Source organism: Sphingobium algorifonticola (assembly GCF_004005485.1).
Classification (GTDB): Bacteria; Pseudomonadota; Alphaproteobacteria; order Sphingomonadales; family Sphingomonadaceae; genus Sphingobium; species Sphingobium algorifonticola.
The window spans coordinates 81,858-96,575 of sequence record NZ_RZUL01000001.1; the positions used below are offsets into that span (position 1 = coordinate 81,858).

Consider the following 14,718-nt stretch of genomic DNA (forward strand, 5'->3'; position numbering starts at 1 on the left):
TGTCCCGGATGCCTCTGGAGGGTCCGCGATACGGAAAGGAAGGATATTGTCATGCCAAAGGGAAGCAATGTTCCCGCGACGATTCCGGCGCTGGGCGGTGATGCCAGCCTCAATCGCTATCTCAGCGAAATCCGGAAGTTTCCGATCCTGGCACCCGAACAGGAATATATGCTGGCGAAACGCTATGCCGAGCATCAGGACCCCGAGGCCGCGGCGCAACTCGTCACATCGCATCTGCGCCTCGTGGCGAAGATCGCGATGGGCTATCGCGGCTATGGCCTGCCCGTCAGCGAGCTGATTTCCGAAGGCAACATCGGCCTGATGCAGGGCGTGAAGAAGTTCGAGCCGGAGCGTGGTTTCCGGCTCGCGACATATGCCATGTGGTGGATTCGCGCGTCGATCCAGGAGTTCATCCTGCGCTCGTGGAGCCTGGTGAAGATGGGGACCACGGCGTCGCAGAAAAAGCTGTTCTTCAACCTGCGCCGGATGAAGAACAACATCGAGGCGTTCGAGGACGGCGATCTGCGCCCCGAGGATGTGACGCACATCGCCACCAAGCTCGGCGTGTCCGAAGAGGATGTCGTCAGCATGAACCGTCGCATGGCGATGGGCGGGGACACGTCGCTCAACGTGCCGCTGCGTGAGGACGGCGAAGGCCAGTGGCAGGACTGGTTGCAGGATAGCGACCCGTTGCAGGACGAGCGCGTCGCCGATGCGCAGGAGCGCGACATGCGTCATGCGATGCTGATCGAGGCGATGCGTGATCTCAACGATCGCGAAAAACACATTCTGGCCGAACGCCGTCTGGCCGAAGAGCCGAAGACCCTGGAAGACTTGAGCCAGGTCTATGGCGTTTCGCGCGAGCGGGTGCGCCAGATCGAAGTGCGCGCGTTCGAGAAGCTGCAAAAGGCGATGATGCGGATTGCCGGAGACAGGCTGCGGCTCGCCGCGATCTGAGCCGTAGCGATACGCATGAACTTACGGAGGGTGCCGACTTTGGTCGGCACCCTTTTTCGTGCTTCGGGCAATGGCAGCGGCGGCCAGTTGCCTGCAACTGGCCCTTGGCGAACCGCCATCGATGGGCGATGAAGGCTTCATGCTGTCCACCGCCCTCTCCCGCCGCCTTGCGCCGCGCGGCATCCATTATGGCTGGGTGGTCGCCAGCGTCACCTTTCTGACGATGCTGGTGATGGCCGGAGCCGTCGGTGCGCCGGGCGTGTTCATCGTGCCGCTGCAACGCGAATATGGCTGGAGCGCGGCGGACATATCCGGGGCGCTGGCGATCCGCTTTGCCCTGTTCGGCCTGATGGGGCCTTTCGCGGCAGCGATGATGAACCGCTATGGCGTCCGCCGGATCATGCTGATCGCGCTGGGCATCGTGACCGGCGGGCTGCTGCTGTCGCTCGGCATGACGGACCTGTGGCATCTGGTGATGCTGTGGGGCGTGGTCGTGGGGCTGGGCACGGGGATGACCGCAGTCGTGCTGAGTGCCACGGTCTCGACACGCTGGTTCGACAAGCGCCGCGGGCTGGTGGTCGGCCTGCTCTCCGCCAGCACGGCGACGGGGCAGCTTGTGTTCATGCCGCTGCTGGCGGCCCTGACGGACAGCTATGGCTGGCGGATGGCGCTGGGCCTTGTCTGTGGGGTTCTGGCATTGGCGGCGGGCGCGGTGATGCTGCTGATGCGCGACCGACCTGCCGATATGGCGCTGCCCCCCTATGGCGGTGACGCGGTGGTGCCTGCGCCGGTGGACAGCAGCAGCCTGGGCACGGCGATGCTGGCGCCGCTGGTCGCTCTGCGGGAAGCGGCCGCGACGCGCGCTTTCTGGGTGCTGTTCGGCACCTTCTTCGTATGCGGGGCGAGCACCAATGGCCTCATCCAGACCCATTTCATCGCCATGTGCGGCGACTATGGCCTTGCCGCGACGATGGCGGCCGGGATGCTGGCGATGATGGGCCTGTTCGACTTCATCGGCACGGTCGGTTCGGGCTGGCTTTCGGACCGGTTCGACAACCGGCGGCTGCTGTTCGCTTATTATGCGCTGCGCGGTCTGTCGCTGGTGATCCTGCCGTTTACCGGCTTTTCCTGGTATGCGCTTTCGCTGTTCGCGATCTTCTATGGGCTGGACTGGGTGGCGACGGTGCCGCCCACGATCCGGCTGACGGTGGAACGCTTTGGGCCGGCGCGGGCGAACATCGTGTTCGGATGGATATTCGCGGGCCATCAGATCGGCGCCGCTATGGCCGCCTGGGGCGGGGGACTGTCGCGCACCTATCTCGCCAGCTATCTGCCCGCGTTCTTCATCGCCGGGCTGCTGTGCTGGATCGCGGCGCTGGCGGTGCTGTCATTGCCGGGGCCAGTCCGCCCCAAGGCTGTTACCGGCGCACCGATGCCCGCCTGATTAGAGGCCCGATTAGAGGGATGACGGGCGCGACGGTGCGCGTTAGCATCCCCCTATGGACACATCCGTGCAACGCCCGGCCCCGCCGCCGCCCGCCGCCGCGCCCCGCAATCCGCGCCGCTGGCGTCGCCTCCTGCTGAAGACCGGCATCGGCTTTATCGCGCTGTCGCTGTTGCCGGTCGCGCTGTTCCGTTTCGTGCCGCCGCCCGTCACGCTGACGATGCTGTTCGACAGTCGCGGGATGACGAAGGACTGGATGAGCCTTTCGGAGATCGACCCGGATATGGCGCGGGCAGCCATCGCCGCGGAGGATGGCAAATTCTGTTCGCATCACGGCTTCGACGCGCTGGCGATCGCCAAGGCGATGCGTCACAACGCCAGCGGCGGCAAGATAAGAGGCGGATCGACGATCAGCCAGCAGACCGCCAAAAATGTGTTTCTGTGGCAGGGCGGCGGGTTCGTCCGCAAGGGGCTGGAGGCGTGGTTCACCGTGTTGATCGAGATGCTGTGGGGCAAACGGCGGATCATGGAAGTCTATCTGAACGTCGCAGAGACGGGCATCGGGACTTATGGGGCCAATGCGGGGGCCATGCGCTATTTTGGGCATGACGCCAGCCGCCTCACGCGGACGGAAGCGGCGCGGATCGCCGCCATCCTGCCGCTGCCCAAGAAGCGCGGCGCGATTGCCCCGAAGGGCTTCACCCGCCGCTATGGCAACAGCATCGCCGCGCGGATCGGCGTGGTGCAGCGCGAGGGGCTTGACGCCTGTCTGCGATGAGGTGCGGCAAGGCATAAGTTGCGTAAGTTGCGGCGTTGAAACCCGCAGAAATCCTGGCTTTCCAACATATCCAACAGGAAAGGGGGCGCGCCCGACAAGGCGCACCCCCCTTTCTTTTTTTCCGACTGATCGCAGGATCAGAAGCTGAATCGCGCACCAATCCGGATCGTGTAGAGCGACTGACGCGAATAGATGGTGTCGGTCGGGGTCGCGGTTGGCGACGAATACCGATATTGCGCGCAAGGCTGCGCCGTGCTGGTGGCCGCTGCCCCGCCGGGTGCCTGCAGACATTGCGCGCGCACAGCAATCACATTGTAGGGAAACGCATATTCGCGAATCTGACCCCAATTCTTGTTGAGGAAGTTCGTGAAGTTTTCGATATCCGCAAACACCGTGATGCGCGAATCCCCGAGCCCGGTCGGAATTTCCTGATCGAAGTGCAAATCGATTTTCGTGAACCACTTGGCGTTGAAGGCGTTGCGCGGTGCAATCTTGCCGCGGAACTTGCCCAGACCCGTCGTATTGATGAGATTGTCCAGATAGGCCTGCGTGGCGGGCGTATCATAGGAGACAAGCGGATCGTTGGTCGATGTCGGCACATACATCAGATAGCGCGAATTGGAGCCGATCGTCCCGAATATGCCGCTGCGCGCGTTCGACACGTCCTGGAACGTATAGCTGTACGGACGGCCGATCCGCGTTTCACCGAACAGCGATAGCGTCGTATTGTAGTCGCCGAAAAACGCCCGCTTGAACGTCACTGTATATTTGAAATTATGCTTAACTTCATCGTTCGACGTACCATAGGCCGCACCGTTCGCATCGAGGAAGGCGCCGTTACCATAGTTGGATGACGCAGTGGATGATGTCGCAGGTGCCTGATCCTTGATGTCCTGCCACGTGTAGCTGGCGTTCAGGTCAAGACCAAAGTCAAACGACTTATCGACACGGGCAACTGCAATGTAGCTGCGGCCCTTTTTCGTGTTGGTCAGGAACAGGTCAGAGTTGGTGTCGGCAAAGGTTGTTAGCGATGCATAGCGTACACGACCATCCGGCGTACGCGACGACGTGGGGGTGACGCGCAGGTCGGTGAAGAACACTTGGTTGCGGACCGCCGAGTAGAAAAGGTCCGCCCCGAAGCGCCAGCCGCTGCCGAGGAAGCTGCCAGCATCCGGCGTGTAATCCGCCGACAAGGTGCCACGCCACTGCGACGGAACCCGGAAATTCGGCGCCAGCGCGTTGGTGGGCGCCGTGGCAGACGACGCGACGCTCGTCAGTACGGAATTCGCGGCGGCAGGAATGGTCGCGCCGTTAACATTGTTCAGGATCGCATCGCCATTCGCAGCCGTCGTACCGGTAATCGTTCCGTTGTTGTTACGCCGGATATCGATCAGGTTTGACAGGAAACCCGTATTGGAGAAGCTGTTCGAGACATAAACGTCCGGCGACCCGCCGGAGAAGATACCGACCCCGCCACGAATGACCAGCTGGCTCGATGGCTTGAAATCGAAACCGATACGCGGCTGGAACACGCCGCGGCCGTTGATGTAGGCCTGATTGGTGAAGCCGTAACGGTTGGTGAAGGCCTGGTTGAGGGCAGGACGGCTGCTGCCGCCAAACATGTCGTAACGCGCGCCATAAGACAGGGTGAGCATGTCACTGATGCGCCAAGTATCCTGTATGCCGAAGCTGTACGATTGATAGCTGAACTGTGCGGCGGCATCTGCCGGATCGAGCGACGGCACCGCATTTTGATACCGCAGGCGTTGGGCGTTGCCCGCCTGGAAATCGGCGATCGAGTCGAAGTAATAGTCGCCAGCCGTACGCTGAAGGAACAGATTGAAAATCTTGGTATCCTGGAAATCAGCGAAAATGCGCAGATCATGGTCGTCGCGGTTCAGACGCGCCTGCACAAGACCACCGTAAGTGCGGCTGTTCAGGGCGTTCGACTGACGCGAGATATCCGGCCCGAACGTCACCGAAGCGAAGCCCGGTGCGCAAGCGGTGGAAGCGCCGTCACCTGCCGCTCCGGGATTGGTGCGGTCAGACGTTGGTGCGGTGCAGACCTGGAACTGAGCAAAACCACGACCCAGGATGGGATCCTGGCCGCGCTTGTAGTCCTTGTAGAAGGCGCGCACTTCGGTCGAGAAATCGTCGCTCCATTCGGAGTTGAGCTGGAAAACGCCAGTATGCAGCTCGTTCGACGAAATATAGCCGTTCGATTCCAGACCCAGCCCGGTCGAGCCCGTGGCGAAGGTGTTCTGGTTAAACTGGATCGAGTCTTTGGTGTAGATGTAGGTCAGCGAGGCACGCTGCGTGTCTGACAGGTTGGCGTCGAGACGAGCAACCAAGCGATCGTCGCTGTCGGCGGAATCGTTGAGAACGCCGCCGGTATCGTAATTGTAGCGCGACTGGGCAATCTGCTGAATCTGGGCAACGGCAGCATCAGTCAGGTTCGGAATCACCGTACCAGCGTTGTCGCTTGGTGTACCTTCAGCGATCGGCGTTCCTGCCCGAATACGCTCGCCCGCAATCATGAAAAACAGGCGATCCTTGATGATCGGTCCGGAAATTTCCGCACCATAGTTTTCATATCTGAAGTTGGGCAAGTTTACACGGCCGGTCGGGACGCCCGGACCTGCCTTTGTTTCCTTGCCAGTCAGTTCGTCCGACGAGTAGGCGTAGAAGCCGGTTCCGTGAAACTCGTTGGTACCCGATTTCAAAATGGCGTTGATGGCGCCGCCCTGAAAATTGCCTTCGCGCACGTCATACGGCGCGACCTTGGTCTGGAATTGCGCGATCGCGTCGAGCGGGACTGGCGACCGGCGCGTTGGCAGGCCATCGGGGTTGAGACCGAAATTGTCTGTGACGGGCACACCGTCAACCGAGAAACGGTTAAAACGGGCGTTCTGTCCAGCGAACGAGACGGCACGACCGGAGCCTTCGGCATAATCGAGACGTGCGAAAGGATCGCGGCGCATGAGGTCTCGAATATCGCGATTGACCGATGCAACGGCCGCGATGTCCTCTGAAGTCAGGACGGTCGCGGGACCGGAACTGACAGTGCCTGCACCGACAACACGCGACGCCGTCACGACGATTGCGTCGCCTGCGCTCGTCAAGGCGACCGGGATTTCATAAGGCTGCGACACGACAGTGAAGATGTCCGTCACCTGGAAACTGTCATAGCCTTCGGCCGTGACGGTCACGCTGTAGGGACCGCCGACGCGCAGACCGGACGCGTTGAACGCACCCGAGGCATCGGTGGTTGCGCGCGATGTCGTGCCTGACGGGACGTTCACGATCTCGACCGTTGCGCCGGCAACTGGCGCACCATCAGCCGTGACGGTGCCGCGCACCGACGACGTCGTTTCCTGCGCGAAGGCGGGGGTCGCGATGGCCATTGCCATGCTGATCGACGCCGCACCGGCGGCGAGAAATATCTTGAGGTCCCTCATGTCCCTGTTCCCTTGGCTTTGGCCGCTGCGCCCCCAATTGAGGCAGCCGCCTGAATGACGCTTAGTGAGTCGCCCGTTGCGATTACGGGGCCATGACGTCGCCCCTGTGATGCTGTGATTGCAATTTTGTGACGATGCTGCGCTGCGCCATGATGCGCTTGGTCGCGGCTCTGGCTCTGTTGGCCACTCGCAGACATCCTCTCAACGCGCCGCTAGCGCCCGAAATGCCGGAAATCACGCAAATTTAAACAGGCTGTCACAATTGGCCAGAGAGGTGCGGCAATTTTGCAACGCAGCAGGATTATTTGCGACGGCGGAAGGGGATGTCGGGTGCGGGCCAGCCGGGAATGATCCGCGTCACTTCTGTTGTCATACTGACGGAAGTCGGGATCCATTGTTGCTGATATGGTTCGCCTTCGCGAGGACGGAGCTAATGGATCCTGACTTTCGTCAGGATGACGGGCTTTTGTGTGTCAGACACCATGAAAAAGGCCGACAGTTTCCCGTCGGCCTTTTTCAGAGCTATGCGTCGCGCCGCAATGATCAGGCGGCGTCGCCCGCCTTGCGCTTTTCGCTTTCGGTGAACACACGGATCGGTTCCTTGCGACCGTCGACCACGTCACGGTCGATCACCACTTCGCCTACACCCTGCATCGAGGGCAGATCGAACATGGTGTCGAGCAGGATCGATTCGAGGATGGAGCGCAAGCCGCGCGCGCCGGTCTTGCGCTCGATCGCGCGCTTCGCGATCGCCACCAGAGCCTCGTCGGTGAACGTCAGATCGACATCCTCCATCTCGAACAGCTTGCCATATTGCTTGACCAGCGCATTTTTCGGCTCACCCAGGATCTTGACCAGCGCGGTCACATCCAGGTCTTCCAGCGTCGCGATGACGGGAAGGCGGCCGACAAACTCGGGGATCAGGCCGAACTTCAGCAAATCCTCCGGCTCGCTCTGGCGCAACAGCTCACCCGTGCGGCGCTCCTCCGGCGCGGCGACATGCGCGCCGAAGCCGATCGACTTGGCCTCCAGCCGGTCGCCGATGATCTTCTCCAGCCCTGCGAACGCGCCGCCGCAGATGAACAGGATATTGGTCGTATCGACCTGCAGAAACTCCTGCTGCGGATGCTTGCGCCCGCCCTGCGGGGGGACCGATGCCGTGGTGCCTTCCATCAGCTTCAGCAACGCCTGCTGCACGCCTTCGCCCGAAACGTCGCGCGTGATCGAGGGATTTTCCGCCTTGCGGCTGATCTTGTCGATTTCGTCGATGTAGACGATGCCGCGCTGGGCCTTTTCGACATTATAGTCACTGGCCTGGAGCAACTTGAGGATGATGTTCTCGACATCCTCCCCGACATAGCCTGCCTCTGTCAGGGTCGTGGCGTCAGCCATGGTGAAGGGCACGTCGAAGGTTTTGGCCAGCGTTTGCGCGAGCAGCGTCTTGCCGCAGCCGGTCGGCCCGACGAGAAGGATGTTCGACTTGGCGAGTTCGACCTCGCCCGTCTTCGCGCCGTGATTGAGGCGCTTGTAGTGGTTGTGGACCGCGACGGAGAGCACGCGCTTCGCCCGGCTCTGGCCGATCACATAATCGTCGAGGACGTCGCAGATTTCCTGCGGGGTGGGAACGCCGCCATCCTTCTTGCCGACGAGACCGCCCTTGGTCTCCTCCCGGATGATGTCGTTGCACAGTTCCACGCACTCGTCGCAGATGAACACGGTCGGCCCCGCGATCAGCTTCCGCACCTCATGCTGCGACTTGCCGCAGAAGGAGCAGTAGAGCGTACTCTTGGAATCGGAGCCTTGAAGCTTTGTCATTACGGTCTTTCCTGACCCGGCGGGAAGCGGATTACCCGCCCCCGACCACCGGGCTTGTCCTGTCCACGGCCAGTCTAGACCGCGTGACGCGCGTTTCACAAGAGACGTTTATGTGACAGCCGCGTAAATAATCTGTTGGCGGAGGGTACCTCCGCCGGGTTCATTCGCTCTTTATTCGCTGGTTTCGGCAGGGGTCGGGCGCTTGTCGAACACTTCATCGACGATGCCGAACGCCTTGGCCTCATCCGCTTCCATGAAGGTATCGCGGTCCATCGCCTTTTCGATCTCTTCGATCGGCTTGCCGGTATATTTGGCATAGAGGCTGTTGAGCCGCGCACGGATGCGCAGGATTTCCTTGGCCTGAATCTCGATATCCGATGCCATGCCCTGTGCCCCGCCGGAAGGCTGATGCACCATGATCCGCGCCTGGCTCAATGCGACTCGCATGCCCGGTTCACCCGCGGCCAGCAGGAAGCTGCCCATGGACGCGGCCTGGCCGATGCACACGGTGCCGACCTTGGGCCGGATGTACTGCATCGTATCGTGGATCGCCATGCCCGCCGTGACGACCCCGCCCGGCGAGTTAATGTACATATAAATGTCCTTCTTCGGATTTTCCGATTCCAGGAACAGCAGTTGCGCGACGATGAGCGAGGCCATTTGGTCTTCCACCTGCCCCGTCACGAAAATGATCCGTTCGCGCAGCAGGCGCGAGAAGATGTCGAAGCTGCGCTCGCCCCGGTTCGACTGTTCGATGACGATCGGAACCAGTGCCTGCAAAGGATCTGACAATATGTCTCTCATGATGCTCTTTCGCTTTGTGCTTTTGCCGTGCCCTACATCGGGGCAAAGGGGGACGGGTTCAAGGGGATTAACCGTTGCGCAAGAGGCGCCCTGCCAAAACGCTACCGGTCGCGGGCGAAGTCCGCAGGCGCGCGATGGCCAAGATAGGCCAGCCGCCGCATCTCGCGTCGTCCGCGCACCACCGTATCGAGGATAAGGCCGCACATGCCGTTGAGGACGGCGATAATCATGAGGCCGGTGACGAGAATAGCGGTGGGGAAGCGCGGCACCAGCCCGGTTTCGACAAAGGTGAGGATCAGCGGGACTGCCAGGACAAGCGCGGTGAGCGCAAACAGTGCGCCAACCCCGCCAAAGAACCAGACGGGCCGCTCGATCCGGTACAACTGGATGATCGTACGCAGGATGCGCCAGCCGTCACGCCAGGTGCTGAGCTTGCTGACCGATCCTTCCGGGCGCGCGGCATAAGCGGTGATCTGTTCGGACACGGGCATCGCCAGTTCGAGCGCATGCACGCTCATTTCCGTCTCTATCTCGAACCCCGCCGACAGTACCGGAAAGCTTTTCACGAACCGGCGGGAAAAGATGCGATAGCCCGACAGAATATCCGTAAAACTGCGCCCGAACAGGCGACGGAGCAAGCCGGTGAGCAGCAGATTGCCCAGCCGGTGCCCACGGCGATAGGCGGCCTCCACCTCCGACCTGCGCGCGCCGACGACCATGTCGAGATTGTCGGCGAGCATCGCAGCGATCATGCGCGGGGCGGCGGCAGCTTCGTAAGTCGCGTCGCCATCGGCCATGACATAAATGTCGGCATCGACATCGGCGAACATGCGGCGCACGACATGGCCCTTGCCCTGTTGCCGCACCGCCCGCACCACGGCCCCGGCGGCGGCGGCCAGCGCCCGGCTGTCATCGGTGCTGTTGTTGTCGTACACATAGATGGTGGCGTCCGGCAGGGCCGCCGCGAAATCCCGCACCGTCTGCGCGATCGCCCCCGCCTCATTGTAACAGGGCAGGATGACGGCGACGCGCGGCTGGGGGATGGTTTCGGACGCAGTCATGGCCCTGCCTCTACTGCCGACGCCTTTGCGCAGCAAGCCGTCGGGCCTGCTGCGCTCCAGCGAAACTTACACCGTCATCCTGACGAAAGTCAGGATCCATTGGCTCTTGTTTGGAGACATAGCGCAAACATAGGGCCAATGGATGCTGAAACGAGTTCAGCATGACGCTGTAAAAATCAAATAGCGTACGTCGAGTATCAGGCGTCGGCCTTTTTCGCCTTCGGTGCGGCCTTCTTGGCCGGCGCCTTCTTTTCTTCTGCGGCGGGTTCAGCCACTTCCGTCTTCGCCGCAGCCGCCTTCTTCGCCGGAGCCTTCTTTGCGGCAGGCTTCGCTTCGGCTTCTACCGTTTCGGCTTCGTCCTTGGCCGCGGCCTTTTTAGACGCCTTCTTGGGTTTTCCGTCATGGTCGTGATCGTGGCCGCAATCCGGGCCATGGACATGCGGCTTGATGTCGCCATCCTCTTCCTCGATCGCCGCTTCCAGATCAGCCAGGGTCACGCTGCGATCGGTGATTTCAGCCTTGTCGAACAGGAAGTCGACGACCTTGTCCTCATAAAGCGGGGCGCGAAGCTGCGCTGCTGCCATCGGTTCCTGGCGCACATATTGAATGAAACGCTCACGATCCTGCGGGCCATATTGCTGAGCGGCCTGCATGATGAGGCGGTTCATTTCCGCATCGCTGACCTGCACCCCGTTCGCCTGCCCGATTTCGGAGAGAAGCAGGCCAAGGCGGACGCGGCGCACCGCGATCGCGCGATAATCGTCCTTGTCCTTTTCCATTTCCGCGAGCGCGGATTCGGGATTTTCATCGTGCCCGGCTTCATGCTCCAGCTGCGCCCAGATCTGCTGGAACTCGGCCTCGACCATGCTCGGCGGCACGTCGAAGTCATGGGCAGCGGCAAGCTGATCGAGCAGCTTGCGCTTCATGTGGGTGCGGGTGAGGCCGTTATGCTCCTGCTCGATCTGCCCCTTGAGCAGTTCGTTCAGCTTTTCGAGACCTTCCAGACCGAGGCCCTTGGCGAAGTCGTCGTCCAGCCGGGGCTTCGACGAATGGAGGATCGCCTTGACGACGATATCGAAGGTCGCGGCCTTGCCCTTGAGATTTTCGGCATTGTAATCTTCGGGGAACGTGACGTTGAGCACCTTCTCGTCCCCGGCCTTCACGCCGATCAGCTGATCCTCGAAGCCGGGGATCAGATTGCCCGATCCGATCTCGACCTTCATGCCTTCGCCGGTGCCGCCATCGAACGCGACGCCATCGACCTTGCCCACGAAGTCGATGACCACGGTGTCGCCGGTCTTCGCCTTGTGCCCGGCCGGATATTCCTCGAACGCGCCCTGCTGCGCGGCGATCTTGCCGGCCGCCTCGGCGACTTCGGCGTCGGTCACTTCGACCGTCAGACGTTCCAGTTTCAGTCCGTCGATATTCGGCGTGGCCACTTCGGGCAGCACTTCAAGCGCAACCTTGATTTCGGCATCCTTGCCGAAGTCGAAGCCTTCGTCCAGTTCTACGGAAGGCTGCATCGCGGGGCGCAACTTGTTGTCGGCGAGCAGCTTCTGCACGCCATCCTGGATGGCGCTGTTGAGCGCCTCGCGCTGGAGCGCCTCGCCGTGCATCTTGCGTACCAGATTGGCGGGTACCTTGCCGGGGCGGAAGCCGGGCATGCGCACCTGCGGCGCCATGGTCTTCACTTCCTGATCGACGCGCGCGTCGATGTCAGCCGACGTGATGGTCAGGGTATAGGCGCGCTTGAGGCCTTCGTTCAACGTCTCGACAATCTGCATTTTTCCATCAACGCTTTCTGTAAGCTGAAACTTCGTGGCGCAAAGCCGAGAAGGGCACGGCGTGGCTGGTGCGGGCGAAGGGACTCGAACCCCCACATCTTGCGATACCAGAACCTAAATCTGGCGCGTCTACCAGTTTCGCCACGCCCGCATCGGTCGCCGGTCGGCGGGCCATAGAACAAGGCTGCGCGAAGGGCAAGCGACAAGGATGCGGGGGGTAAGATGGGGCGTGCCCAATCCTCCCCTAGAAGGGCAGGTAGCAGGCGAAGCCTGACGGAGGGGTATCACTCTCGCGCCAGGGTAACACCCCTCCACCACCGCTTCGCGGCGCTCCCCCTCCCCTGCCAGGGGAGGAACATCGGGTCAGTCATTCGCGAACGAAAATGGCGACAGCCCGCGTTCGCGATCGCTGAAACGCAAGGTTCTGCCGCGCGGCGGCGCGCTCCGCTGGGCGCACAGCGTGCGGGTGCAGGCAGGGCAACCCGGACCGACCGGCTGCGCCTCGGCATCCACCAGATTGAGACCGCGCGCGGCGATCAGCGGGGCTGCAAACTCCGCTTTCAAGCCAAGCGCAATGCCGAACATCGCGCTGACGCCGGTCTGCAACGCAGCGCCCTGTGCCTGCACGGTGCGGGCAAGGGTGAACCAGCGTTCGCCATCTTCCAGCGCCACCAACTGCCGCACGATCTCTCCGGGCCGGGCAAACGCGGCGTGGATGTCCCACAGCGGGCAGCGCCCATCCGCCTCGACCAGCAGCGAGGCGCTGGCCCCCGCATAGCGTTTCGACACCTGGCCGGCGCGATCGAGCCGCAGCATGAAGAAAGGCAGGCCCCGCGCCCCGACGCGCTGAAGCGTCGTCAGGCGATGCGCGACCTGTTCGAACCCGGCATTGAAGCGCCGCTGGAGCAGCAGCAGGTCATAGCCGCTGCTTTCGCATGCGCGCAGGAAACGGGCATAAGGCATCATCAGCGCCGCAGCAAAATAGCCTGTGAGGTGACGCCGGAACAGTCGCTGCGCCGTGCGATCGGCCAGCGCCGCGCCGGAGACCAAGGCGTTGATTTCCGCCAGCGCCTCCAGATCGGCGAGCAGATAGGCAAGCTGAAAACAGCGCGACGGCCCGTCAAGCATCTCGGAAATCTGGAGCTGGCGGGCGTGCAGATCGAGCCTGCGCACCGTATCGGGCATGACATCGGCCGGCAGGATGCGGATCGCGAATTGATGCTTCACCCGCAGTCGCTCGGCAATCGCGCCATAAAGATCGCCGGAGCTGAGGCGCAGTTCGTCGGCCAGCGTCTCGGCCTGCGCATCCAGATCGGCGAAATGGTTACGCCAGCGTTCGATTTCGCGCCGGACCAGCGCGATCGGCACGGCTTCCTCGGTCGAGGCGCGGGTGCCGCCTTCGACGGCCCGGTCGAACGCGCGGGCGAAGGCCTCGGCACCATTGGGCGCTGCGGCGAGCCATTCCTCGATTTCCGTCCGGTCGATGCCGATGTCCGCGAACATCGGATCGGCGAGGCGGCGGCGCAGGCCATCCATCCCACCGCCCGGCTCGTCGGCCCCCAGTGCGCGCGGATCAAAATCGAACCGGTCGGCGAGGCGGAGCATCAACGCGGCGGACAGCGGGCGCTGGTTGCGCTCGATCAGGTTGAGGTAGCTGGGCGAAATATCGAGCGCCGCGGCCAGCGCGACCTGAGTCAGCCCCGCCCCGCGCCGCAGCCGTCGCACCGCATGTCCCGCCAGAAGTTTCTCCGCCATATTCGCTACATTGTCACATTATTTACAAAACAACAAGGTGATTTGCGATTATTGCGACCTGTACACCGCAATTATTTACAAATATCGTGGCTCATCCGGTCGGCCGCGGGTAAATCCTCAGGCAACGCCCCGCTGCGAGGGGCTGACCTGACACGATATGCCCTAGGAGACGCAAGATGACCGAACCCACCCGTTCCCGCGCCGTCTTTTCGACGGAAGATTTCTCGCTGATGAAGGAAGCGATCGCCGACTACATCAAGAAGATCGCCGACGAGCCGAAGTCTTCCAAGTTCAGCAACCTTTACCATCGCCTCGGCCGCCTGGGCTGAACGATACAGACTTCCTGGGGAGGAAGGCGAAGCCCGTCACGATGCGCAAGACATCGTGGCGGGTTTCGCTCGTCTGCGGGGCGTCGTCCGCGGTGAGATTTTGTTCACCCTTGTCGTGCTAGGGCTTGGGCAACCTTCTTGTTCAGGATGATGGCCCAAGCCGATGTACAAGATTTTCGCCCTCGTCGTGTTGCTGGGTGCACCTGTACTGGTGACGGTGATCGACAATCTGCTGCCCAAAAAGCCGGTTGTGGCGCAGGTAGACAGCCGTGGCTTTGCCGACAAAGGCGAGGCCGGATCGACATCGAGAGCAGCGCCCTCCGCACCTTTCGTCGCCAGCGCAGCACCATCGGTGGCCGGTGTTCCCGCACTCGATCCCACGGGTATCGCGCCCGCGCCGATGCTGGACCCCGGCTCCGCGCCACAATCCGTTCCTGAACCGGCAACGTCGGCCGTGCCGCTAGGCGAGGCCTTCGTGCCCCCTCCGCCAGGCGCGGACATGAGCGCGGACGACGACCGACCTTAATGCCGCA

The 14,718-nt window shown here is 62.2% G+C and carries 11 protein-coding genes and 1 tRNA gene; 5 read left to right on the top strand and 7 right to left on the bottom strand.

The window, feature by feature from the left end:
• The first annotated feature begins 51 nt into the window (after positions 1-51).
• The 3 genes from rpoH (at position 52) to mtgA (ending at position 3,179) form a co-directional block, all read left to right on the top strand.
• Positions 52-957, top strand: coding sequence for an RNA polymerase sigma factor RpoH (gene rpoH, locus ENE74_RS00485; protein WP_127688690.1), 906 nt, complete (start codon positions 52-54; stop codon positions 955-957).
• 139 nt (positions 958-1,096) lie between these two features.
• The gene (locus ENE74_RS00490; RefSeq protein WP_127689494.1) at positions 1,097-2,401 is read left to right on the top strand and encodes an MFS transporter; all 1,305 of its coding nucleotides are present in this window, start codon (positions 1,097-1,099) and stop codon (positions 2,399-2,401) included.
• Positions 2,402-2,456: 55 nt separating this feature from the next.
• Positions 2,457-3,179, top strand: coding sequence for a monofunctional biosynthetic peptidoglycan transglycosylase (gene mtgA, locus ENE74_RS00495; protein WP_127688691.1), 723 nt, complete (start codon positions 2,457-2,459; stop codon positions 3,177-3,179).
• A gap of 137 nt (positions 3,180-3,316) precedes the next feature.
• Here the strand turns inward: mtgA and ENE74_RS00500 are convergent, their stop codons facing one another.
• From ENE74_RS00500 to ENE74_RS00530, 7 genes are all read right to left on the bottom strand, one after another.
• On the bottom strand, positions 3,317-6,637 hold the full coding sequence (locus tag ENE74_RS00500; protein ID WP_127688692.1) for a TonB-dependent receptor: 3,321 nt from the start codon (positions 6,635-6,637) through the stop codon (positions 3,317-3,319).
• Positions 6,638-7,180: 543 nt separating this feature from the next.
• Positions 7,181-8,452, bottom strand: coding sequence for an ATP-dependent Clp protease ATP-binding subunit ClpX (gene clpX / locus ENE74_RS00505; RefSeq protein ID WP_127688693.1), 1,272 nt, complete (start codon positions 8,450-8,452; stop codon positions 7,181-7,183).
• 171 nt (positions 8,453-8,623) lie between these two features.
• The gene (clpP, locus tag ENE74_RS00510; protein ID WP_127688694.1) at positions 8,624-9,256 is read right to left on the bottom strand and encodes an ATP-dependent Clp endopeptidase proteolytic subunit ClpP; all 633 of its coding nucleotides are present in this window, start codon (positions 9,254-9,256) and stop codon (positions 8,624-8,626) included.
• A gap of 101 nt (positions 9,257-9,357) precedes the next feature.
• The gene (locus tag ENE74_RS00515; RefSeq protein WP_127688695.1) at positions 9,358-10,317 is read right to left on the bottom strand and encodes a glycosyltransferase family 2 protein; all 960 of its coding nucleotides are present in this window, start codon (positions 10,315-10,317) and stop codon (positions 9,358-9,360) included.
• A gap of 197 nt (positions 10,318-10,514) precedes the next feature.
• A complete protein-coding gene (gene tig, locus ENE74_RS00520) occupies positions 10,515-12,101 on the bottom strand; it encodes a trigger factor (RefSeq protein ID WP_127688696.1) in 1,587 nt (528 codons plus the stop codon).
• Between the two features lie 66 nt (positions 12,102-12,167).
• Positions 12,168-12,252 (bottom strand) — tRNA-Leu (locus tag ENE74_RS00525).
• A gap of 212 nt (positions 12,253-12,464) precedes the next feature.
• A complete protein-coding gene (locus tag ENE74_RS00530; protein ID WP_127688697.1) occupies positions 12,465-13,856 on the bottom strand; it encodes a helix-turn-helix domain-containing protein in 1,392 nt (463 codons plus the stop codon).
• Positions 13,857-14,032: 176 nt separating this feature from the next.
• Here ENE74_RS00530 and ENE74_RS18090 point away from each other — a divergent pair, with 176 nt between their 5' ends.
• Positions 14,033-14,185 carry a hypothetical protein gene (locus tag ENE74_RS18090; protein ID WP_164847335.1) on the top strand — a complete coding sequence of 51 codons (153 nt, stop codon included), beginning with the start codon at positions 14,033-14,035 and terminating at the stop codon, positions 14,183-14,185.
• 163 nt (positions 14,186-14,348) lie between these two features.
• Positions 14,349-14,711 (top strand): hypothetical protein, encoded by a 363-nt coding sequence (locus tag ENE74_RS00535; RefSeq protein ID WP_127688698.1) that lies wholly within the window; start codon positions 14,349-14,351, stop codon positions 14,709-14,711.
• Positions 14,712-14,718: the final 7 nt, after the last annotated feature.